Annotated in this window: 19 protein-coding genes; 5 read left to right on the top strand and 14 right to left on the bottom strand. The window is 43.0% G+C overall.

The window, feature by feature from the left end:
• Nucleotides 1-342 precede the first annotated feature (342 nt).
• Nucleotides 343-1,998 carry an alkaline phosphatase gene (locus tag B0H99_RS09295; protein WP_106533390.1) on the top strand — a complete coding sequence of 552 codons (1,656 nt, stop codon included), beginning with the start codon at nt 343-345 and terminating at the stop codon, nt 1,996-1,998.
• Nucleotides 1,999-2,049: 51 nt separating this feature from the next.
• Here B0H99_RS09295 and B0H99_RS09290 read toward each other — a convergent pair whose 3' ends face one another.
• The 6 genes from B0H99_RS09290 to B0H99_RS09265 form a co-directional block, all read right to left on the bottom strand.
• Entirely contained in the window at nt 2,050-2,814 is a 765-nt protein-coding gene (locus B0H99_RS09290) for an ABC transporter ATP-binding protein (protein ID WP_106533389.1), read from the bottom strand.
• Nucleotides 2,811-3,611 carry an ABC transporter ATP-binding protein gene (locus B0H99_RS09285; protein ID WP_106533388.1) on the bottom strand — a complete coding sequence of 267 codons (801 nt, stop codon included), beginning with the start codon at nt 3,609-3,611 and terminating at the stop codon, nt 2,811-2,813. Before B0H99_RS09285 ends, B0H99_RS09290 begins: the two co-directional genes overlap by 4 nt.
• On the bottom strand, nt 3,608-4,444 hold the full coding sequence (gene nikC, locus B0H99_RS09280; RefSeq protein ID WP_106533387.1) for a nickel transporter permease: 837 nt from the start codon (nt 4,442-4,444) through the stop codon (nt 3,608-3,610). Before nikC ends, B0H99_RS09285 begins: the two co-directional genes overlap by 4 nt.
• Entirely contained in the window at nt 4,435-5,388 is a 954-nt protein-coding gene (gene nikB / locus B0H99_RS09275) for a nickel ABC transporter permease (protein ID WP_106533386.1), read from the bottom strand. Before nikB ends, nikC begins: the two co-directional genes overlap by 10 nt.
• Nucleotides 5,389-6,915, bottom strand: coding sequence for a nickel ABC transporter substrate-binding protein (gene nikA / locus B0H99_RS09270; protein WP_106533385.1), 1,527 nt, complete (start codon nt 6,913-6,915; stop codon nt 5,389-5,391).
• Between the two features lie 425 nt (nt 6,916-7,340).
• Nucleotides 7,341-9,395, bottom strand: coding sequence for an ATP-binding protein (locus B0H99_RS09265; RefSeq protein ID WP_106533384.1), 2,055 nt, complete (start codon nt 9,393-9,395; stop codon nt 7,341-7,343).
• Nucleotides 9,396-9,721: 326 nt separating this feature from the next.
• Between B0H99_RS09265 and B0H99_RS09260 the strand changes: the two genes are divergently transcribed.
• On the top strand, nt 9,722-10,261 hold the full coding sequence (locus B0H99_RS09260; protein WP_106533383.1) for an ECF transporter S component: 540 nt from the start codon (nt 9,722-9,724) through the stop codon (nt 10,259-10,261).
• A gap of 141 nt (nt 10,262-10,402) precedes the next feature.
• Here the strand turns inward: B0H99_RS09260 and B0H99_RS09255 are convergent, their stop codons facing one another.
• Both B0H99_RS09255 and B0H99_RS09250 read right to left on the bottom strand, forming a co-directional pair.
• Complete coding sequence (locus B0H99_RS09255; RefSeq protein WP_281258869.1) at nt 10,403-11,953, bottom strand: malate:quinone oxidoreductase; 1,551 nt, start codon at nt 11,951-11,953, stop codon at nt 10,403-10,405.
• Nucleotides 11,954-12,120: 167 nt separating this feature from the next.
• A complete protein-coding gene (locus tag B0H99_RS09250; RefSeq protein ID WP_425440383.1) occupies nt 12,121-13,635 on the bottom strand; it encodes a histidine kinase N-terminal 7TM domain-containing diguanylate cyclase in 1,515 nt (504 codons plus the stop codon).
• A gap of 339 nt (nt 13,636-13,974) precedes the next feature.
• Here B0H99_RS09250 and B0H99_RS09245 point away from each other — a divergent pair, with 339 nt between their 5' ends.
• Entirely contained in the window at nt 13,975-14,346 is a 372-nt protein-coding gene (locus tag B0H99_RS09245; protein WP_106533380.1) for a VOC family protein, read from the top strand.
• Nucleotides 14,347-14,456: 110 nt separating this feature from the next.
• Here B0H99_RS09245 and B0H99_RS09240 read toward each other — a convergent pair whose 3' ends face one another.
• From B0H99_RS09240 to B0H99_RS09220, 5 genes are all read right to left on the bottom strand, one after another.
• Entirely contained in the window at nt 14,457-15,602 is a 1,146-nt protein-coding gene (locus tag B0H99_RS09240; RefSeq protein WP_106533549.1) for a mannitol-1-phosphate 5-dehydrogenase, read from the bottom strand.
• Nucleotides 15,603-15,607: 5 nt separating this feature from the next.
• Nucleotides 15,608-17,695, bottom strand: coding sequence for a BglG family transcription antiterminator (locus B0H99_RS09235; protein ID WP_106533379.1), 2,088 nt, complete (start codon nt 17,693-17,695; stop codon nt 15,608-15,610).
• Nucleotides 17,696-17,955: 260 nt separating this feature from the next.
• Nucleotides 17,956-19,881, bottom strand: a complete 1,926-nt coding sequence (locus B0H99_RS09230) for a PTS mannitol transporter subunit IICBA (RefSeq protein ID WP_106533378.1) — start codon at nt 19,879-19,881, stop codon at nt 17,956-17,958.
• 374 nt (nt 19,882-20,255) lie between these two features.
• Nucleotides 20,256-20,507, bottom strand: a complete 252-nt coding sequence (locus B0H99_RS09225; RefSeq protein WP_106533377.1) for a hypothetical protein — start codon at nt 20,505-20,507, stop codon at nt 20,256-20,258.
• 92 nt (nt 20,508-20,599) lie between these two features.
• Nucleotides 20,600-21,388 (bottom strand): nitroreductase family protein, encoded by a 789-nt coding sequence (locus tag B0H99_RS09220; RefSeq protein ID WP_245894474.1) that lies wholly within the window; start codon nt 21,386-21,388, stop codon nt 20,600-20,602.
• A 162-nt stretch (nt 21,389-21,550) separates the two neighbouring features.
• Here B0H99_RS09220 and B0H99_RS09215 point away from each other — a divergent pair, with 162 nt between their 5' ends.
• Nucleotides 21,551-22,093 (top strand): cysteine hydrolase family protein, encoded by a 543-nt coding sequence (locus B0H99_RS09215; RefSeq protein WP_106533375.1) that lies wholly within the window; start codon nt 21,551-21,553, stop codon nt 22,091-22,093.
• A gap of 142 nt (nt 22,094-22,235) precedes the next feature.
• Here B0H99_RS09215 and B0H99_RS09210 read toward each other — a convergent pair whose 3' ends face one another.
• Nucleotides 22,236-22,973, bottom strand: coding sequence for an SDR family NAD(P)-dependent oxidoreductase (locus tag B0H99_RS09210; RefSeq protein ID WP_106533374.1), 738 nt, complete (start codon nt 22,971-22,973; stop codon nt 22,236-22,238).
• A gap of 197 nt (nt 22,974-23,170) precedes the next feature.
• On the opposite strand from B0H99_RS09210, the gene B0H99_RS09205 reads away from it, so the two are divergent.
• On the top strand, nt 23,171-23,776 hold the full coding sequence (locus B0H99_RS09205) for a TetR/AcrR family transcriptional regulator (RefSeq protein WP_106533373.1): 606 nt from the start codon (nt 23,171-23,173) through the stop codon (nt 23,774-23,776).
• Nucleotides 23,777-23,825 lie beyond the last annotated feature (49 nt).

Below are 23,825 nucleotides of genomic sequence, written 5' to 3'. Positions count from 1 at the left end.
AATAGTAACTGCTCGATACTACTAAAAATTCATCCAGCAGCTTTTCTACACTCTCGAAATTCGACACCCGCTAACTTTTTCCTCCTCGTTATTTGCCTAACAATTATTAAATTTAAATGACAATAGTAATTAACCGCCTTATAGGCAACAGACTTAATTGAGATAGATGTCTTTCAGCTCCAAATGAACAACAAATTTAAACGGAGTGGTTAACTTTTTGTCCTTTATATTTACACTATTTTACATAAACTTCGCTTAAAATCCATACTCTTGAAATATTCATCCTCTATCATGAAAGTCAGTAAGACAAATCGCAGAGATATTAGAGGAGGAACAATGTAAATGAATCGCAATTTTAACAAGAAAGCTGCTGGAATTACAATTGCTGCCGCTGTCGCCCTTTCTTCACTCGGCTTTTCAGCAAATGGACCGACTATTGAAGCGAAAAACAAGAAAAACGAACCGACAAACGTCATTATGATGGTAATGGACGGAACAAGTGCCGGTGCCACTACTTTGGCGAGATGGTATAAAGGCGAAGACTTGGCAATGGATAGCATCCTTGTAGGTGGCATGAAAACCCATTCTGCAGAATCTGCAATTACCGATTCCGCACCTGCTGCTACTGCTTTAGCTACTGGAAACAAATCGAACGACAAAATTGTCGGGCTTCTTCCTAAAATTGTGAATACGCCAGGCGTTGATCCAGTTGCTCCTGAAGATGCTTACAAACCTGTTGCCAACGTGTTAGAGGGAGCCTCTTTACTTGGGAAATCCACAGGGATCATTTCTACTTCAGAGATTCAGCATGCAACGCCCGCAGGCTTCTCTTCCCATGCAGTTCACCGCAGCAACTATCAAGATATCGCTGAACAGCAAGTTTACCAAGGGATTGATGTTGTGCTTGGAGGAGGAAAAGAATCCTTGCAACCAGGATCGACAAAGAACGCGCGCGTTGACGGTGAAAACCTAATAGACGTAATTAATGAAAACGGCTATGATTTCGTGGAAACGAAAGATGCACTTTTGAATTCAAAATCCGACAAGTTATGGGGATCTTTCGCGACTTCAGCTCTTGCATACGATTTTGACCGTGAAACAACAAATCCTAGCCAGCCTTCTCTTGCAGATATGACGAAAAAAGGCATTGAGACTCTTTCAAAAAATGAAGATGGTTTCTTCTTGTTTGTAGAAGGAAGCAAAGTGGACTGGGCAGCGCATGCGAACGATACAGTCGGAATCATAAGCGACGTATTGGCTTTTGATGCGGCAGTAAAAGAAGCAGTGGATTTCGCGAAGAAAGACGGCAATACAATGGTGATCGCGGTGAGCGACCACGGAAACAGCGGTATCACCATGGGGAACGCAAATACAAATTCCAACTATCCTGAAATTCCAGTTTCAACTTATATCGATCCATTAAAGAAAGCGACGATGACAGTTGAAGGCGCTTTGAAAACATTAAAATCCGATCGTTCCAACATTGAAGAAGCAGCGGCTCTTTACGGTTTGGACAACTTGACTGCCGAGGAAATCAAAAAATTAAAAGAAGCGAAGAATGTCCAGTCTGAAATGACCAAAATGTTGGCAAACCGTGCGAATATCGGCTTTACGACTGGTGGACATACCGGAGAAGATGTTTTCTTGTACGCTTATGGCCCATCAAAACCATTTGGGTTACTGGACAATACCGATGTTGCTAAAACAATGGCGAAATTCATGAATTTCGATCTTGAAAAAACAACAGATGAATTGTTTGTTAATGCAAAAGAATCTTATGAAAACAAAGGTTTCAAGACGCGCATTGATGTAACAGATGCAAACAATCCGGTATTTATTGCAGAAAAGGACAAAATAACAATCGAATTGCCTGTAAACAAAAACGTCGCTTATGTTACTCAGAACAAAAAGACGTTTACTAAAACGCTAGACGGCGTCACCGTTTATAACGGAAAAGATTTCTATGTGTCCAAAAAAGCATTGAACCTATCAAAATAATAAAGTAAAAAGTGCTCGAACCAGCTATCAAAACTGGATCGAGCACTTTTTTTATTGATACAGTGAAATTAATTCTTTTGTGTAATCATGGCGGCTTTCCGAAAATAATTCTTCCTGTTCGAACCGGTCCACTATACTTCCCTCTTTCATTACCAAAATCTTTTGGCTCATCATATTTACTGCTGATAAGTCATGGGAGATAAACAGGTACGAAAGTTCAAGCTGCTGGCGGAGGCCATTCAACAGTTTTAAAGTGGCCGATTGAGACAAGATATCCAAACTGGATGTCGGCTCATCCAACACCACCAAAGCAGGTTCTAAACTGATGGCGCGGGCAATGGTGACCCGCTGTTTTTGCCCTCCGCTCAACTCATGAGGGTAGCGGCCAGCCAATTCCTCTGGAAGTTCTACCGCCTCCATCAATTGCTTTACAAATTTTGTTTCATTCGTATAGTGAAAGTGTTTTAAAACGGCTTGAGAACCATATTGTAAATATGGATCTAACAACGATTCTCTAATTTTCAACTTTGGATTTAATGAAGCCGTCGGATTTTGCATGACTGTCTGGATATTTCTGCGGTAAGGTTTTAATTTCCGTTCATTCTTGTTATGCAACGCTGTGCCATTCAGCAAGATTTCGCCCTCATCTATCGAAGCGAGCTGCAAAATACAACGGGCCAGTGTGCTTTTGCCGCAGCCGCTTTCTCCGACAAGCCCCACGCACTCTTTCTTTTCCAATGAAAAGTTGATACCTTTCAATACAGCTTCTCCGTTATCATATGTTTTACTGACGTTCTTCAATTCCAATAAACTCATTTTGCAACCTCCTTTGAACGGAGTGGAAAAGACGCTTTGAGTGAAGAGGCAGCATCAATCAGTAATTGTGTATACGGATGCTTCGGCTTGCCCATAATTTGTGCTTTCTCTCCCTGCTCGACAATCTCCCCTTCTTTCATCACCACTATGCGATCTGCGTAATTCTTAACATGCCGCAAATCGTGCGTGATAAACAAAATTGAACAACCAGTCTGCTTTTGCAAGCTGGATAACAGTTCCAAGATTTTGAAGGATGAAATGCTGTCCAACGCTGTCGTCGGTTCATCAGCAATGAGAAGATCCGGTCTTAAAAGAAGTGCAAGCGCAATTGAAACACGCTGAAGCTGGCCACCGCTTAACTGAAAAGGATAGCGGCTATACATTTCCGGCTTCAATCCGACAGACACTAAGGCTTCTTGAGCTTGTTGTTTTCTGGCACTTCTTGAAAGACTGAGATGTGCTTTTTGGTACTCATCAAAATGGCGGCCAATTGTTAAAAAAGGAGTAAACGAACCTTGATAGTCCTGAAAAACATACGAAAGGCTAGTACCACGCAATTTCCTCATTTTCTTTAAAGGCAAAGCAAGAAGATTATCGCCTTTATATTGCACTTCGCCTTCTGCCTTCAAATTCGGTCCCAATAATTGGCCGAGGGCTGAAGCGGTGACACTTTTTCCGCTTCCGCTTTGGCCGACAACAGCCACCCATTCTCCTTTGCCGATGCTAAAAGAGATCTTTTTAACAATAGCTGCACCGTTGGCCGAAACTGATAAGTTGTTGATTGTTAGAAGACTCATGAACTCAATTCCTTTTTCACGTCGAATTTGTCTCTTAAGTAATCGCCTAAGAGGTTTGTCAGAAGCACGACCAAAACAATTGCCAGTCCCGGAAAGACCATTAATGATGGGACCGATTGAAAATAAGGGCGGGCATCATTCAGCATGGCTCCCCACTCCGGTGCTGGAGGCTGTGCTCCAAGGCCGATGTAGGACAATGCGGAAATGAGCAGGATGATCTTCCCTAAATCCAGGCTTGCCAAAACAAGCACATGTCCGATGATATGAGGATACAGATGTTTTGACATAATTCGCCATGAGCTTAGACCGTTAACTTTTGCCACGGATATGTAATCCTTTTGGCGTTCAACAATGACGGTGCTGCGTACAAGCCGGGCATAGTTCACCCACTTAACCAGCACAATGGCTATCAGAAGATTTTCAATTCCTGGTCCGAGAAGTCCGCTTAAAACAATAGCTACAATTGTGTCCGGAAACGATTGGAAAGCATCAGCTATACGCATAAAAAAGCGGTCCAGTAGTCCGCCCTTAAAGCCTGCAAAAATACCGCAAGGCACCCCGATAGCTACTGCTGCTATAAGTGCCAAAAACCCATAACCGACAGTCAATTGTGAACCGAGCAGAATCCGAGTCAACACGTCGCGTCCTAAGTGATCTGTGCCGAGCGGATGCTCTAAGCTCACCGGCAGCAACCTTTCGTTCAAATTGACAAAGGATGGATCGTGTTTTAAGAAAAGAAACGTATAGGCTGCCACTGTGGCTATTAAACCAATTACGATAAACAGGCTAATCGTTTTATAAGTTGGTTTGCTGAATTTAGCTGTCACTTCCATCCTTCTTCCCTCTTTTCCTTTAAGCGCAGCTCGGGGTTCAAATAACGCAGGGATAGATCCGCTAAGCTGTTGATCACGAACACAAACAGGGCCATGATCAAGATATATCCTTGAATTACGGGATAGTCCCTTCCCCTGATTGCGTCAACAACCATTTTTCCGATGCCGGGATACGCAAAAATTACTTCAATAACTACAACCCCGCCAATCAAACTGCCTAGGCTGACGCCAAAAACAGTAATTACCGGCGGCAGGCTTGCGCGAAACGCATGCGCGAAAAATATCCGCATCTCAGAAATGCCTCTTGCGCGTGCGGCTCGGATATATTCGTGGCTAAGAGAATCGATCAAGCTGGAGCGCAGCAAACGCACATAGACACTTGTGATTGCCAGTCCTAACGTAATAGAAGGGAGAATAGCAGAACCAATGCCATCCCTCCCCATTGTTGGAAAAATTCCAAAGCGCACAGCGAACAAATCGATTAAAATCAGTCCCAGCCAAAAGCTTGGAACGGCTGCTCCGACCAGCGAAATTCCCCGGCTCAGCTGGTCAATCCATTTTCCTCTGTATAGCGCGGCTAATGAACCAAACGGTACAGCTATTAAAATAACCACTAACAATGCGCCTGCAGTGAGCTCAAGTGTTGCCGGAAGTCCACTGAAAATCATCTCCATCACCGGCTGGCGGGTTATATACGAATTGCCGAAATCCATTCTGACAAAGTCCAAAAACCAGTTTCCATACTGCACCAGGAGTGGATCGTTGAATCCCATATCTTCCCGGAGTTCTTCTATCTGCTCAGTCGTTACAGAAAGATCATCTACTTGAAGCATAGACAGGACCGGATCTCCCGGAGCAAGACGGGCAAAAAGAAAACTGACAAATGTGATGATCAGCAAAAAAACCATTACCTCGATCAATCTTTTGCTCAATATTTGAATCATTTAATTCACACTCAATTTATTCGTCAGCATGTAATACTCACTGCGTGAAGTTACCCAGTTTTTCACCTTGGCCGAATTGTAGGCAACCAGCGTGTTGGGATGCAGGATGAACGAATTGTAAACTTGTTCGTCCACATAAGCAGCAATTTCTTCCGCTATGTCTGAACGCTCCTGTTGGCCCACTGTGCCGTTGAGCTGATCGATCATTTCTGTTAACTGATTATCGTTGGCACCACTGAAGTTCAACGCCCCTTTTGGGTGGTACGTTGCATTTAAATAATAGCCAGCATCTCCGCGAGGTGCCGTCAGATTGCTGTAAGTGGTCAAATCCCAATCACGATTCGCCGCCATGTATTCTTCCGGTATCTCGATCTGCTGAATGGTTACTTTGATCCCTAGCTGTTTCGCGTCTGATTGAAAAACCTGGGCGATCAATGGCAAATCTGCGCGGGAGCTATAAGTCAACAAAGTCAATTCAAGCGGTTTTCCGTCCCTTTGCATAACATTATTCGTTTCGGTGTATCCTGCTTCTTTTAACAGATCCCGGGCAATTTCAATGCCATGCTTCTTTTCAGGATAATCCGGTGCAAAAGAAAAGGATGACGGGAATGGACCTGTCGCAACTTCCGCATGCCCTTTTAAAATGGTTTCAGCTACCATTTCACGGTCAATCAAGGCATCGATCGCTTTTCGGACATTAATATCCTGCAGCGGCTTACGCTGAAGATTCATGGTCATCTGATGAACCCGGAATGTCGAGGTCGATTCCACTTTCATGCCTTCTATTGCTTTTAAGCTATCCAAACTTTCAACTTCCGGACGGAAAACAATATCAGCGTCTCCTGACTGAAGAGCAAGAGATCTTGCGTTGGCATCTTCATTGAACGAAAACTTGGCCGTTTCCAAAAGGGCTGTCCCGTCCCAATATTCGTCATAGCGTACTAGATTTACCGCAGTTTTAGGAGTGAACGAAGAAACCGCAAATGGACCGGTTCCAACCGGTTTATTGACAAAGTCTGTTTCCGTTACGTCAATGATGGACGTGTTGGGGTGAACCAACTCGGAAGGAAATTCAGGAAATGGCACTTCTGTTTTGATTGTCAGTGTATGGCCTTCAGCTTCGATTGACTCGATTCGCAACGCATTTTTGATCGCTATGCTATCTTTCATCGCCCGCTCCAAGGAAGCCTTTACCGCTGCGCCGTCCATCGGGTTGCCATTTTGAAACGTTACATCGTTTCGTAATTCGATGATCCATGTTTGCCCGTCCTCGCTCGACCAACTTTCCGCAAGCCAAGGTTCGATCTTCAAGCTCTCATCGTTCAAGTGAACCAATGTTTCGGTAATGCCGGCTCTCAAGGAAACATAGCTCGTGTCCACATTAGGATCAAGAGAACTCGTGGCAAAATTGAAGAGCAAGTTAATGTCATTTTTTCCACCTGCCTGTTCTGCCGATTTTGAAGAACAAGCCGCAAGCAACAGTACCGTTATTACAAATACAATTAATGTTTTCGATAATTTTTTCATTAAAAATCCTCCTCAGTTTCTGCCCCCCGTTCTCACAAAAGACAAATGCTTTTCCTTTTTCTATGCTAACTACCACCGTTTTATAAACAGTAATTATTACTATTTACAAAACGGCAAAAATTTTTGTTGGAAGCTTCTTTATTTTAGCTCTTATGTATAACTGTAACTTTGCACTATAGGCGGCAAGTTTATGCCACGGCATTAAAACTTTATTTCAGCATCAAACTGTAAACATTACGATTAACATCATATAACGTCAGCAAATAAACTGCAATAGTTTTTTAACTCTATTTCTACACCAGCTCTTGAAAACTTCAAACGATAGCTAAGACCGTTCCATGATAAAGAGCATGATCCATCGACAGAATCATGCCCTTAATCAACTTGCCATTTCCACTTTAGAACTTTTTCATACTGGATCACTCTTAGGTTTTCAAATAAAACTTAGTCAGAAATGTTGTGCCTTCCAGCCCTGTCTGTATTTCAATCTTGGCATTGTGGCGGGCAGCAATGGCGTAACAAATGCCCAATCCTAAGCCCGTGCCATTGTCTTTTGTTGTGAAGAATGGTGTGCCCAGCTTTTCCAACACTTCCGGCCGGATTCCTTCTCCTTGATCCTGAACACCAAGTACAACGCAGTTTTCGTCTTCTCTGTACGTGCAGATGGTCAGTACTTTCCCCGCCTCCATCGCATCTAATGCATTGCGATACAGGTTAATGATCAATTGCCGGATTTCATTGCGGTTCAACAGCAATTCTGGAATGTCTTGCGTGTCGAATTCAATCAGTTTATTTTGGCCAAATGTATCGATTTTTATCAATGGCGCAATGTCGTGAATGATTGCATTTAAATCCAGCATCTCCAAACCGGATGTTCTTGTATTTCCAACTGAAAGGAATTCCGTAATGATGGCATTGGCCCGGTCGAGCTCTTCAATCATCACATCAAAATACACATCATGTTTATCAAGCTGATTTTCTTGCTTTAATAGCTGCAAGAATCCCCTTACTGTAGTCATCGGATTGCGGATTTCATGGCTAATTCCAGCAGCCATCTGCCCAATCAAATCCAAATTGGACAACCGACGCAATTCCTTTTCGTATTTCTTTTTCTCCGCGATGTTCTTGGATAAACAGCAGATCCCCTCATCGTACGGATAGGCGACAACTTCGTTCCAATAATTTTCCGAAGTGGACGGCATTTCAAAATGCACCGGTACCCGATCAATCATGGCGCGATGGAATTCTTCATACATAAGCGTCTCAGCCCAATCCGGGAACACTTCCCATATGCTTTTGCCCAGTACTTCTTGTGCCGTTTTTCTATGGGGAAGATATTGGTGCTTGTTGATATAGATGAATTCCCATTCTTTATTCAACGCAAAAAAACCGTCCGTAATGCTTTCGATGACGCTTACAACTTTCTCGTTGGCGGTAGCCAGTTCACTTGTCCGCACCTCTACCATATTTTCAAGCTGGTCCATATACAGCAAATTTGAAAATGTTGGCGCTGTCGCATCAACAATAGACTGAACCAACTGAATTTGTGATTTGTCATAAATCCCGTTTTCTCCAGCCGGATTGACAACCAAGATAACGCCAAGCACTTCTCCCATCAATGTCAATGGAACGAGCAGGGATTCCTTGAATGGGCCGGCAGGGACGTAAGAAATTCTTTTTGTTTGAATCACATCCTGAATCAAGGACTCATACCGTTGCTCTTTTTGCGCTTCTTCAAACAAGCCTTTCCATTCCGCTTCAGTCCACTTGCAGTTTTCGCTTAGCCTTGTTGCGCGAATTCGCTGTTTCTCTATCGGATCCAGTAAATGGACGACCATATTATTGTTGTCCAGAACTTTTCCTATATAGTAGAAACATTTATCCAGGCACTCCTGCAGCGTCGAGCACATTGACAAGTCACTCGTAACATCCAGCAACAATTGCTTCTCAGCAATCAGGTTTTCCTTCTGCGCTAAGTTTTTCGCGTTTCGGATGGCGACTGCTGCCATATTTACATATGCTTCCACACTTTGAATTTCCGAATCAATCAAGTTCATCGGCGCTCCATAATCAAACAAGAAAACCAAACCGTATAGCTCCTGTTCAAATGAAATCGGCAGTGCCAATAAGGATTTTACATCAAAGCTGTTAACCGGAATGCGGTCTGGGCGGCTATCTTTTACAGTATCAGGGATATAGATAGCTTTGTTGGTTTCAATGACTTCCCTAGCCAGTACATCTGTTTTTGGATCAATCACTTGATCGTGAAGAGATTCACCATTTATAACGTCCGGCTTTCCTGCAAATGCCCGAAAAGTTCCATCTTCCTGCGGCAAAAAAACACCAACAGAGCTGCACTGCATGATTTCTTCAGAAATTGCGACTGTTACATGCTGCAGCACTTCGCGCAGTTCTAATTGTGTATTGATGATCTTTGTTATATTTGCAAGCCTCGAATATCTTGTCTGTTCCCCTAACATTCTTCCGCTCTCCAATCATTAAGCTCTTTATTTCTTTTTATATGAAAAATTCATAGTTGTTTTCGATTCTTTCACTGGATTGGTATTTCCTTATTTTACATCGGTTACTAGCAACTATATAGAAAAACAAAAAAATCCTACAAAAAAGAAGCGTATTTTAACCGTTCTAGTTCTTATATTAGTCTGAATCGGAAAAAAGAAAAGTATATTCTTCTAACCCTTAAACTGACCCCTAAGTTTTCTGCTAAAGTGATACTTTTAACTAGGCCAATCCTTTGCTATTGTAGCAGTACATTAAAAAATGCTAAGAAAGAAGGATTGGGACGATGCAAAAAACCACAACAGCCCCTTATTCAAGCGGCCGCACTTTTGATTTGATTTTGACTGCTATGTCTATCGCACTTGTATTTGTTGCTACGCTTCTATTGAATATAAAATTACCGATTACAGCAAATGGCGGTTTGGTCCATCTTGGAACAGCGATGCTCTTTGTCATATCCATCGTATTCGGACCGAAAAAAGGCATGATTGCCGGTGCGATTGGAATGGGATTGTTCGACTTGGTCTCCGGCTGGACACTATGGGCACCGATTACCTTTCTTGCCCGTGGTTTACAAGGATATCTTGTCGGAAAAATCGCATGGTCGAACGGCCGGAACGGCAACAGCATCCGTTTCAATATCCTTGCTGCTCTTGTGTCAGTTCCGTTCATGCTGGCCATCTATTACGTAGGCGAAGCGATCATTTTCGGCAACTTTATCGTGCCGGCAGCTTCGATTCCCGGGAATCTTGTTCAAAATGCAGTCGGGCTCATCGTAGCAATTCCGGTTGCCATCGCACTGAAAAAAACGCCGTTCTTTAAATAAAATACAAAAGGAGAATGCTTGTATAGTAAGCATTCTCCTCTTGTATTTTTTGGCGGTTTTCACAATGAATTTGTAAAAGAACCTTTAATCCACATTGGACTAAAGGTTCTTTTTATTTTTAGTTGCTATTCAAAGCTAGTTTTAAGCTTTTTCACTCAATACTTTTGTTTCCACACCAGACCAGTTTTTATCGTCCAAGCCAAGTGATTTTGCTGTAGAAGCATGGATTTCCTCAAACAGTTCCGCGTTTTCGGATAAAGATACGCCGTAAGACGGAATCATTTCTTTGATTTTCGGTTCCCATTGCTTCAACTCTTGCGGGAAGCATTTTTCAAAGATTTCAAGCATCGCATGGACGGCAGTAGAAGCTCCCGGAGAAGCGCCAAGCAGTGCAGCGACCGAACCGTCAGCAGCTGTAACAATCTCTGTACCAAACTGAAGGGTTCCTTTGCCTTTGTCGGTATCTTTGATCACTTGTACGCGTTGCCCTGCAACCACGATATCCCAGTCTTCGAGTTTTGCAGTCGGGATGAACTCGCGCAATTCTTCCACACGCTTTTCGTTCGACAGCATCAATTGCTGGATCAAGTATTTGGTCAACGACATCTCTTTTGCGCCTGCAGCAAGCATCGTGAAGACGTTGCTTGGTTTTACCGATCCAATCAAGTCCATGTTGGACCCTGTTTTTAGGAACTTCGGCGAGAAGCCGGCGAACGGTCCAAACAGCAAGGATTTTTTGTTATCGATATAGCGTGTATCAAGATGCGGAACGGACATTGGCGGAGCGCCAAGCTTCGCTTTTCCATAAACTTTTGCGTGATGTTTTTCTGCAATTTCCGGGTCTTTGCATACAAGGAACAATCCGCTCACCGGGAAACCGCCGATATGCTTGGATTCCGGAATGCCAGTCTTTTGCAAGATCGGCAAGCTTCCGCCGCCAGCACCGATGAAGATGAATTTCGCTTTATGAAATTCGATTCTATCTTCAGCCACGTTGTGGACTTTTACTTCCCACATGCCGTCAGCAGTGCGTTTGATGTCTTTGATTGTGTGCTTATAGTTGACCTCTACGTTTTGCTTCTGCAAATGATCAAACAGCATGCTTGTCAAAGCCCCGAAGTTCACATCCGTACCTGAATCGATTTTTGTTGCAGCGATCCGGTCGTTCGGATTACGGCCTTCCATGATAAGTGGAATCCATTCTTTCATTTTTTCCGGATCCTCTGAAAATTCCATGCCTTTGAACAACGGATTGTCGGCTAATGCTTCAAAACGCTTTCTCAAAAAGCGGATATCGTCTTCTCCCAGCACCATGCTCATGTGTGGAATCGGCATAATGAAATCTTTCGGGCTGCTGATCCGCTTGTTTTCAACCAGGAAAGACCAGAACTGGCGCGAAAGCTGGAATTGTTCATTGATTTTGATCGCTTTCGTGATATCGATCGATCCGTCAGGTTTTTCAGGTGTATAGTTAAGCTCACACAGTGCAGCATGCCCAGTACCCGCATTGTTCCATTCGTTAGAGCTTTCTTCCCCTGCCTTTTCGAGCTTCTCAAATACTTTAATATCCCATTCCGGTGACAACTCTTTTAGCATGGCTCCTAAAGTCGCACTCATGACTCCAGCACCTATTAAGATAACGTCTGATTTTTTCTGACTGCTGCTCATTATACCCTTCCTTATCCTGTATATTTGCAAAAAAAGATGCTTAGCCTCTTTTTTGCTTTGATTGTTTTGGTTTGCAATCTATGGAATTTACTATTAGATTAAAATCTTTACTACTAACAAATAATTATAAACTATTTAAAGCCGGTAATAAAGTAAGTTGTCCGTCTATCGAGCTGCAATCCACGAACAACTCAAGGTTTAACCCCTTCTTCCTTCCCTATAAATACACATACGCGATCTCGCCCTTCCTGCTTGGCAGCGTATAAAGCCTTGTCAGCTTTGTTTAGAAGCCGGTAAAGCGTTTCTTCTGCTTTTTCTGTTGCCTCAGCTACACCTATGCTTAGCGTGACAGCGATCACTTCGTCCTCGGTAACAAGCGGATGAAAAGCCAAATGCTTGCGCAGCCCATTGGCCAACACTTCGGCTTCTTTTGCCGTGCGGCCGTTCATGGACAGCACAAACTCCTCGCCTCCATAGCGCGCAAAAACTTGCCCTTTTTGCACTTGTGTTTGGCAGACAGTTGCCACATGCACAAGCACTTGGTCGCCGATATGATGTCCATACGTGTCATTTACACGTTTAAAGTGATCGATATCGATTAACAGGACGGTAAAGGGCAGAGCCTTTGCTTGTGCTAATCGAAAGTCTTGCTCGGCTTGCTGCAAAAAAGCACGGCGGTTATAAACTTGCGTGAGTTCATCATAATACGCTTGCTGCTCCAATTTTACTTGCAGCCTTTTTACTTCAGTTATGTCCGTGAAAATGATCAATAACCCTCTGCTATTCTCAAGCGCCGAGACCCGGACTTGAAAAATTTGTTCTGACCGTCCGGCGCCAATCAGTACTTCTTGGCTGGATTCTGCATCGGCCGCTAACGGAAATGGATTTACTGACAGCTCCACCCATATTTCATTAATATCTCTGCCAAACATGGTTTTATTTATTTGCGGAAAATTGTTTTTTGCAGCCTGATTAAACTCGATGAGACGGTGGGATTCGTCCAGTACAATAACGCCGTCGTTGATGCTGTTGAATATTGCGTCTTTCGCAATCGGCATTACTGTAAACAGCCGTGATGTGCTGATCGACCATAAATACAGCAGCGAAGAAATCCATAGAACCACCGGCACCGGATCGATTCCGGCCGGTGTTGCGCCAATCAAGTAAAGAAAAGCGGTCACCATTGGAACAAGTTGGCCAAACAGCAGCGCAACCAATTGAAATCGGTATGCTTTCGCTGTTTCCCTCCATCGAAAAAGCAACAGTGCAAAAGCTGCAAACATACAGCCGAATGTAAAAATCCCATGGACAGCATACCAAATTCCAATTTCCTGATAAATGTAAGGTGAACCTAGAGTTGGATCCACTCTAAACACTCTGTAGTGCAGATGATGAAAATCATTTGTAGCTACCATGATGAAACTGATAACAGGAATGGCAAGCAGTGCCATGCATCTTTTCTTCGTAATTTTTATCCCTAAATAATGCATGATGAACAAGAGGCCGAGCGGCGATGAAATGGGCATGCCAATATACTGAATCATAGTCCAGAACTTCATTTGCGCAAGATCTGTAGCGAGTAAACCAAAAGCGGATCCAAAACAATATACGGCAATTGAAGCCGTATAGAAAATAAAGAAGTTGGCGACGTTTGTATAATTGAAGCGTCTCCAAAAAACATATAAACACAAAAATAAATTCAACACGCCTGAAGTGCTGATAAGAGTAATGTAAGTAGTTAACTGCGGATGCACGAGAAAACACCTTCTTTTGTTTAACAATTTTCCTTATAATGTAGCACATATAAAATGGAAAAGTTTAGATTTTTAAGATCTAATGACAATTTAAAATGCAACAGAATTACGAGTAAGATCAGAAGAAACAACCATAAAGACTGGCTTTTATTGCATTTGAGTTTGCTGGAATGTATAAGAAAAATCATTCCCTTAGTATCTTCTATTTGATAGCGCCATGCAGGAATTATTCCCTTTTTTATTGAATGAAACTAGAAAATCCATTCTTACTAATGAAAAGGAGGAAATACCATGCAATTAGGCGCTTTTTCGGTCAGTTTGAACGTAAAGGATATTCACACTTCTAAAGCTTTCTACGAAAAACTCGGCTTTGAATCTTTTGGGGGAGACATTGACCAGCACTGGCTTATCATGAGGAACGGCCAAACAATAATTGGGTTGTTCCAAGGCCTGTTTGAAAAAAACCTTCTTACTTTTAATCCAGGATGGGACCAAAACGCACAGAACCTGGATGCTTTTACAGACATACGTGAACTGCAGAGAAAGTTGAAGATGGATAGCGTCATGTTTTCCAGTGAAGCGGATGAAACAACGCAAGGCCCTGCCAGTTTTATTATAGAAGACCCGGACGGCAATCCGATTTTGTTTGATCAGCATCGGTAAAAGCACTGTAAAAATAAATCTTCTAAACGCTGATACCCTAGCATAAAAACAAAAATAAAGGATATGAGTCCGACAACATGCCGGCTCATATCCTTTATTCATATCTTCTATTATTTTCTAGCTTTTAACGCTTCATACTGGCGAACCACTTCTTTTGTGATTTCGCTGTCTTCGGCCAAGCTGCTAATGTTCTTCAGAACAAATGCAGGACCGTTTTCTTGAATCATTTGCTGGATTTTCACTGCTTCTTCATCTTCCGGATGGTCGAACAGTAATGCAGCAGCAATCGCTTGGGCAAGGTTTGTGTATGACAATCCCGCTTTCTGCGCCTGGGTTGCTGGCCGGACTAAACGATCTTCGGGTCCGAGCTTGCGGATCGGCGAACGGCCTACTCTCTCTACTCCATCATTCAAGTATGAATTTTTGAAGCGCTCAATGTTTTTGTTGATATAAGCCAAGTGCTCGTCTTGATCAAGTCCATACTCTTTGACTAAATAAGCGCCTGTTTCCTTAAGCGTTTCTCTCACTTGGCCAGCAATTTCTTCATCAGCCAATGTCTCGTCAATCGTTGATTTTCCTTGAAGATAGCCGAGGTACGCAATAACAGCATGGCCCGTATTTACCGTAAACAGCTTCCGTTCAATGAACGGCGCAAGATCTTCGACAATCTTCATTCCTGTTACTTGCGGAATCTCTTCTGTTGTTTCCACTACCCACTCATAATAAGGCTCGACCAATACATCGAGTGAACTTTGGTCCTGGATTGGCACGATGCGGTCCACAGCGGAGTTGAAGAAATAGACTTTGCCTTCCAGCGCTTTTTTCGTGTCTTCGTCAAGATTGCCCATAATGTGATTTTTTAAGATATCGGTTGCTCCAATTTGGTTTTCGCAGGCAATCACATAGAGTTTATCATCCGACTCCTGTACACGCTTGGCGATGCCTTTGGCGATCAATGGCGCTATCCGCGGCAAAATATTTGGACCGATTGCTGTTGTCAAATAGGTGGCTTGCCTTATCGCTTCGATCACTTCGTTTTCCTGAGTCATATTGTTTAAGCCGGAAACGTTTTTGATCGTCGTTGTTTCTTCTTGCGCGGTAGCGAGTTTCACGTTGTACTGTTGTTCTTCGTTTAATTTATTGATGACCTGCTCGGCAATATCTACGAATGTTACATGATAGCCGGACTCGGAAAACAGCGCCCCGATAAAGCCTCTTCCTATATTTCCTGCTCCAAAATGAACTGTCTGTTTCAACATCATCATCCCTTTATCAAATTATTTTGTAGGTAATCCAAGAATAAATCTTCCAGCTTTTGACGGATCATCTTTTCGTTTGAGGATGAAAAAATCATCATCGACTTATCGCTTTCGATTAAACTGGTGCTGATCATACTCAATATTTCTTGTTCCCTGTCACTCATGGTTGAAGGTGCCAGCATCAAGAGCAAATTGTTAATTTGCATGGTTTGCCCGTCCATTCCTTCGACTGTACAGAGCGTATCCAAATGCGCCACTTGAAAGATCAATTCCTGAATACTTTCGTCCCGGCAATGAAACAGGCCCATCAGTGTGTTCGGAATGCCGAGGCCGCCCTTTTTCTCCCGTTCCTGCAATTGGTGCAGGACAGCCGGAGTGCTGGTGACAAGGTGATTGGCTTCAGCTTGTTCAACCATTTCCTTCAACATTTCCCAGTGGTTCACGGCTTGCCGTTTTCTGTATACCCGCAGATTGTTCAATAGGGCATCCATGCTGGTTTGTACGTCCTTTATCTCCTGCAGAAGGTTTTGAACGCTTGGTTTGTTCTTGGGAACCAGGTTTTCACGCTGATTCTCCGGAATCAAATACCGCTTTTTTCGGGTGATCGTCTCCAAATTGTTTTGCAGATAATTTTCTATATACCCGATATCCTTATCGCTTAAAAGCGGGCTTACCATAATGTATTCAACGTCTGTAAGCGGCAGCCTGATGGTGGATATGATGAGATCATAATCATCAAAACGCGCAGACTGGAAATCGTTGATCGATAGAATCTTCACGGAATTGATCTCAACGATTTCTTTTCGGATGCGGCTTGCCAGCATCTTGGAAGTGCCGATGCCGGTCGGACAAATAACCACGGCGTTGATCTGCACTTTTTCCTCATTCATCAGCAGCGCGGACCCGAAATGCAATACGATAAAGGCGATTTCATCCGCTGGAAAGTCGATGTCCCTGAATACCTTCTCCAAGCTTTTTGCCACCGCCATAAACAGAACCGGATACTTTCTTTTGATTTCATCGGTCAATGGGTTAAAAAGCTCCAGGTTCTGGTTTAAGCGGAAAATGGAAGGGCCCATATGTGCAAGCAACCCTTGATAGAGCGAAAAGTCATCCGAAAGATCAACGTGCAGATTGACGGAAACTTCCCCGATAACATTTTTGATCAGTTTGCCGAGCAGCACACTGTCGTAATAACCCCAGTCCACTCCCTGGACTTTAGAGCCTCTTAGAACCACAGACAAAAAGTGCGCATCGCTAGCATTAAGAGACGCGGAAAGACTATTGTTCAACTCGTTGCATAGTCTCTCCATCAGCTCGAATTCGCTTGTAGTATCTTCTATGGTATCCACAACTTGTTCAAGCATAAAATGGGTTTCGTTTCGCTGAACAGTCAAACAAATATGGATGACCAGCCCAATGTAATCACTGTCGGCTAACCGTGTTTGCTCGTTATTGATTTTCCGGTTCACCAATTCATCGATCTCCGCCAAATATCGCGGCGAGAAATAGCCTAAAACCGGCTCTTCCAGCTTTTTCCCTTGCTGCAGTAAATACAGCTGCTCAACAATCTCCTCGTAAAAATAAACCAAAAAGTAATTGGCCAGCGCATGCCGTTTGTTGGCTTCCGCTCCATCCAACTCCACACCGACGCCTCTTTTCCGAGTCAGGGTGATTGAAAACTTGCCGAGCCATTCTGTTAAATCATCCAAGTAGGCTGATAAGGTCGCGGCGCTGACACCCAATTGACTGGCAAGCACCCGCGTTTTAAATGACGGCCCTTCGTGCAATAAAATGATAAGCAAATTCAGCTTTCGTTCTTCAGGAGTTTCATCGGTTGGCTGGCTGTTTGTTAAGTTTTGGATCAGCCGATAAATTTGTTCGTTTTTTCCATCGATAAAAAGTCCTTCATTGGAAGTGCGTTTAAGATCAAGGTCAAACTGCTTCAAGGTTTTTTCGACGGATTTCAAGTCTCTTTGGATTGTTCGTGCACTGACATTTATATATGTAGCCAAGGAGTGGACCGTATGCTTACCAGCTGTTCTTACGATCAACTCGATAATGGATTTTTCCCTAAACGTAATCATCATTTTTCTCACTCATTTCGCTTTTGAACTGCCTTTTAAAAATACGAAATATAAGTTGATTTAATTGCTTTCAGAAACTAATATTCCGCAAAATAACTCCGCTTTCCTGCGGGAGTCTCCGTTATTTTGCTCCATATTATTTAATGTGATTCTCATTGCATTTTAGCCCCTATCCTAAAAGTACTGAAGCCGTAACTAGAAGTTTTTTAAGTTCAACATATATAAAACAAAAAGGCAGGTTTCCCTGCCTTTTATTGTAGTATTTATTTGCGATTGAGGATACTCATGAGTTCTTCGGCTGATTTCGCTTGTACCAGTTGGTCGACGTTATCTTGGTCAGCACAGATGACAGCGATCCCTGAAAGGATTTCCAAGTGTGTGCCATCCTTCCCTGCAATTCCGAAGATCAATTTTGCGCTTTCTCCGCCAAAGTCTACACCGTTCGGCACTTGAATAACTGTAAAGCCGGATTTGATCACTGCTTTTTTGGCTTCTTCCGTACCGTGCGGAATAGCTACGTTATTGCCCATATACGTGGTCGTGATTTCTTCGCGTTTCAGCATTTCATCAACATACGATGGCTTCACGTATCCGGCTTTTACTAGCGCCTCTCCGGCAAAGCGAATGGCTTGTTCTTTTGTGGAAAAACTCTGGTTAAGGAAAATGTTTTCTTCTAGTAAGAGATCATCTTCTCCACCCATTGCAGGCTCGACACCTACAGCATCGTTTTGAGCTTCTTCAACAAGCCCGGCCTGTTCTGCCGTAACCCCGTTCTGCAAACTTGCGATCAACTTATCGTACTCAGGGCTCGATAAGAAGTTATCCACTGAGATGTGGTAAGCGCCCGGCATTTTATTTTGCGCACGAGGCGTTAATTTTTCCTGGGTGATAATAATTTGGGAATCGGCAGGAATTGTACTGATTGCCGTATTGGTAACTTTCACATCCAAATCCGCTTCTTTCACTTTCTTGCGCAAAAGAGAAGCTCCCATTGCACTGGACCCCATACCGGCGTCGCATGCAAAAACAATTTTGTCGACTTTCGCAGGGAAAGCGCCATTTGCTGATACCGTTCCTGCCGCTAAGGCATGGGATACAGAACTTTTCTTGCCTTTCATTTGTTCCATCTTCTTCGTCGCTTCCTCAATATCATCATCTGTCTGTTTTCCTGATTTCAGGACTACTGCGGACACAAGGAATGAAACAGTTGCTGCTACAAGTACCGCTGCGAAGTTGGCCAGGTACGCCATTCCTTCAGGCGGTGTTACTGCTGCAATAGCAAGAATACTTCCTGGAGATGCCGGCGCAACCAAGCCGCCGCCAAGCAATGTCAATGTGAAGACCCCGCTCATTCCGCCAAGAATGACAGATAAGATTAGCATTGGCTTCATCAACACGTACGGGAAATAGATTTCATGAATCCCCCCAAGGAAGTGGATGATCGCCGCTCCCGGAGCTGATTGTTTCGCTATGCCTTTTCCAAACAGCATGAACGCGAGCAGCACGCCAAGACCCGGTCCCGGGTTTGCTTCCAGAAGAAACAGAATCGATTTTCCGCCTTGTTGGACCTGCTCCAAACCGATTGGCGACAAAACACCGTGGTTGATTGCGTTGTTAAGGAATAAAATCTTCGCAGGTTCGATCAGAATGCTTGTCAGCGGCAATAATCCCGCATCCACTAGCCAGTCAACACCCGCAACAAGTGTCTTTGTAAATGTATTAACCGCAGGACCAACGCCCATGTAGGCAAGAAGTGCAAGAGCTGCACCAAGGATACCTGCAGAGAAGTTGTTTACAAGCATTTCAAAGCCTGTTTTGATTTTCCCGTCGATCAATTGGTCAAATTTCTTGATAACGAAAGCACCAAGCGGACCCATGATCATGGCGCCCAGGAACATCGGCGTATCCGGTGCACCGACTATAACCCCCATCGTGGCGATTGCACCGACAACTCCACCACGCTGGTCATGAATGAGCCGGCCACCCGTGTAACCGATCAAGAGCGGCAGCATATACGTTACCATTGGACCTACTAACGAGCTAAAGCCCTCATGCGGATAAAACCCTGTAGGAATGAATAATGCCGTGATTAATCCCCAGGCGATAAATGCTCCGATGTTTGGAAGCACCATCGAACTCAGGAAATTCCCGAACTTTTGTATCGAAACTTTCAATTGTGATTGATCCATTTTGGCTTACCCCCTCAGAAAATGATTTTCACTTCTTTTCTTATAATAGGCTCCAAATGTAAACGGATTCAATAACAAGGAAACTCAACTTTGTCGGGGTTGTCGTGACAGAGGTGGTGTTTCTAATTTGAAAATTGATGAGCAATAGATAAATTAAAGGTTTGATATTGATATTCCGCAAAATGGTTGCGCTTTTCGTAAGAGTTTTGTTTTTTGTTTGATGAGTCAGAGGGAGTTTCAAACAGAAAAGAAGATCGATAGAGGCAGACAATAGGATAGAGCAGATTTTAAGCCGAACAAAAACACCAAGGCTAAAGCGCTTGGTGTTTCTACTCAACAATTACTTCTGAAGCAAGGATATATGGAAAGTCTTTCTAAAGTTTGGCAGGCACTACAGTGACTCGATCGCCTTCTTTCAATTCCTCAAATGAACTTGCCGATCCTCTGAATTTAGTAGGATCAATAAGATGAATTTCTTCGTGTACAGGTGTTTCCGTTTCTGAATTATCCGAAGTTACTTCCAATATAAAACTTGTATCTGTTTTTTCAATCACCGTTCCCTTGTAGTTTCCGCAAGCTGTCAAAAAAAGCATTGAAACGGCCAACAAGCCAAGCAATCTCTTCATTTCCGCTCACTTCCATTTCATGAAGCGTTTTTTAGTACACAGATACACGCTGAAAATCGGCTTTTCACATCTATTACTGGCTGATGAAACCATTAGTTATTATTCATAAAATTCTGCTTCTCCAAGTAGTTCAGCACCGTTTGGGAGAATTCGATATGGGATTCCTTTGTATACTTGGCAATCGTATAGATTTGAGCAAGGTTTTTCAATCCCAGCTCCTCTGTCATTTGCTTTAGCTGCGGAACGTCCATATAGCGGTTCCAGCCCTTTTCATTTCGTTCTTTGTAGATTTCCAAAATTTCTTCTTCTGAATAATCCTGATACTGGTTGTAATGCACGATGCCTTGCTGAGGCAAACGGTCCCGCGGGGCAGGGTTTTCTGCAGGATAGCCCAATGAAAAACCGACAACCGGCACGACGTTTTCTGGCAAGTTCAGAAGTTCGCCGATCTGGTCGCAGTTCGCAAGCGTTGATCCCATGTAACAAATGCCAAGTCCCGCATCTTCCGCTGCCAGCGCGCAATTTTGTGAGGCTAACGCAGCGTCAATAGTGCCGATCATTAAGCTCATGAAGTTATCGAAATGGACAGGTGCATCATTGAGCGAAAGCCATTTTCTCATACGGTTAAAGTCGGCGCAAAATGTTATAAGCACAGGCGCATCCACTACCATTGATTGTTCCATATGTGCGCTGTATAATTTTTTCTTCAGTTCTTTATCTGTAGTAACAACAATGGAGTACGTCTGCATATTGCCGCTCGAGGAAGCTCGAATTCCGGCTTCTAATATTTGATTGAGCAATTCCGGGCTTACTTCCCGGTCTTCATATTCGCGTATGGATCTGTGTCCGTGTATAACATCTTTTAGTTCCAAGTTTATCACTCCTCAATAAAACTATAGCATTAATAGGAATGTTCTGACATTAAAGATTTATTTTAGTAGCTGTCTCGTTATCAGTTTAAAATCTATGTTACTTTTAGCTGAAAGAGGCAATAATAGAGAGAGACAAAATATAAAATAAATTTTATAGGAGCTGAGGGTTGAATGGCGAAAGAGGCTTTATTGATTGTAGATATGAGCAACGATTTTGTAGCGGATGACGGAACACTGACGGTAGGTAAGCCTGGGCAAATTATCGTGCCTTATATTATTGATACGGCTAACCAATTTTTAGCAAAGGGGAAAGTGGTGGTCGTGGCCATGGATGCGCACCAGCCAAACGATCCGCACTTTGACTTATGGCCTCCCCACAACGTTGTAGGCACACCAGGACAGGAATTGTACGGGGAATTGCAGGAGTGGTTCAGAAAGAACGAAAATCATGAAAACTTAATCTATACTCCTAAACCGAACTACAATGCCTTCTTCAAAACCGGTTTGGCTGAAAAACTAAAAGCTCTAAGCATAGAAAAGGTCCATACAGTTGGCGTATGTACAGATATTTGTGACTTTCTGACAGTTGCCGGAGCTGACGCAGAAGGATTCAAAACCGCTATTCATGCAAGAGGCGTCGCAACATTTACTAACTTGGGAGATACGATGGTAAACCATATGAAGACTTGTTTCCATACTGAAATCGTTGAGTAAAGCCGAATAGAAAAAAGGATCTTCTTGTTGAAGATCCTTTTTTCTATTCAAATGCAGGAATAAGAAATCTCTTGTAAGCCTCCGTCAACAGATGTTGCTCTTTGTTATGGCAAGGTTTGGCGTTTCTTCTGCAAAGAAGAGCTTATTGAGCTGTATAACCGCCGTCTACGATAATGCTGTTGCCAGTCATGAAAGAAGAATCATCGCTGGCCATGAAAACGACAGCTTTTGCCATTTCTTCCGCTTTACCAAGGCGCTTCATCGGAGTCATTGCAGCTAGTGTCTGTTTGCTTTCTTCTGGAATGATTGGTGTATCGATAAATCCAGGGCATAAAGCATTAACGCGAATGTTCTGTTCTGCGTATTCAAGTGCAAGTGAACGTGTTAAGTTAACAACGCCGCCTTTTGCTGCGTTATAGGCCGCTGATCCAGGCGAACCAACCCAACCGTACATAGAGGCAGTATTAATGATAGAACCTCCGCCTGATTTAAGCATTTCACGGATCGCTTCACGAGCTACCAGGAATACCCCATCGAGGTCAACATTAACCGTGTTACGCCATTCGGAGTACTCCAAATCATGTGTAGGGTGAACACGGCCGATGCCAGCGTTGTTAAAGACAACGTCTACATTCCCAAAAGTTTCAACCGCTGTCTTAAAAACATTGATTACCTCTTCTTCACTGGTAATATTGGCTTTAACAAATAACACTTCGGCATTAAGCGCTTTCAATTCTTCTTCGAACGCTTTTCCTTTTTCTTCATTCAGATCGACAAGAACCACTTTAGCTCCTTCTGAAATGAATAGACGCGCTGTCGCTGCACCGATACCAGAGGCCCCGCCTGTGATTACAGCTACTTTATCTTGTAATTTTCCCATAATAAGATTCCCCCTATATCATTTTAAATAGCACGATTATACTTATCTTAGATGGATATACTAAAGTAAAATTGTACTAAATTGCTCTCAATTCAACTTTACTTTTTTGTTCGTATTTTACAATCATCAAGATTTCAGGAAGTGTCTACGCGATAGACATTAGGAGTCAATCTGTCTATTTCAAAGGAGGTTTTTTTATGAATGACGAACAAATCGGATCTTCTAAACAACGAAATCGGACAGAAGAACATCTGAAGCTCGCATTGATTGAACTGATCAAAGAGAAGGGTTATCACGCTGTTACAATTAAAGATATTGTCAGTCATGCCTCTTATAATCGCAGTACGTTTTATATCCATTACCGGGATAAGATAGACTTAGCTGAAGATTTACTCGATTCCATGCTCGAAGGGCTGGAAGATTCCGTAGGAAAACCATATGTACCCGGACAAAAAATATATACGGTAAATCTGCATGCCCCATCGCTTAGTATTGTTTCCTACATATACAAGTACCGCAATTTTTTTGAGCTTATTAATTACACTGATACGTTGCCAGAACTACATACCAGATTCCCTCAAGCCATCTTAAAAATCTATAAGGAACAATTTGTATTTGAAACGATTAATGACATCCCGGTGAATATGGATTATTTCAAGCTTTATACAGCCTATGGCTTCTATGGGCTTATTCAGAATTGGATTAAAACCGGCTTTAAAGAATCGCAGGAAGTGTTTATACAAGAAGTAATTAATCTATCAAAGACCCATATCCACTCATTTGAATACAAAGGAAGTAAATGAAATAGACTTTCCATTTGAGAAGTTCAGTATTTCTACTCTATTCTATTAA

The sequence above is a fragment of the Planomicrobium soli genome (genome assembly GCF_003014655.1).
GTDB classification, from domain to species: domain Bacteria; phylum Bacillota; class Bacilli; order Bacillales_A; family Planococcaceae; genus Planococcus; species Planococcus soli_B.
This window is presented reverse-complemented; position numbering and strand designations above follow the sequence as displayed.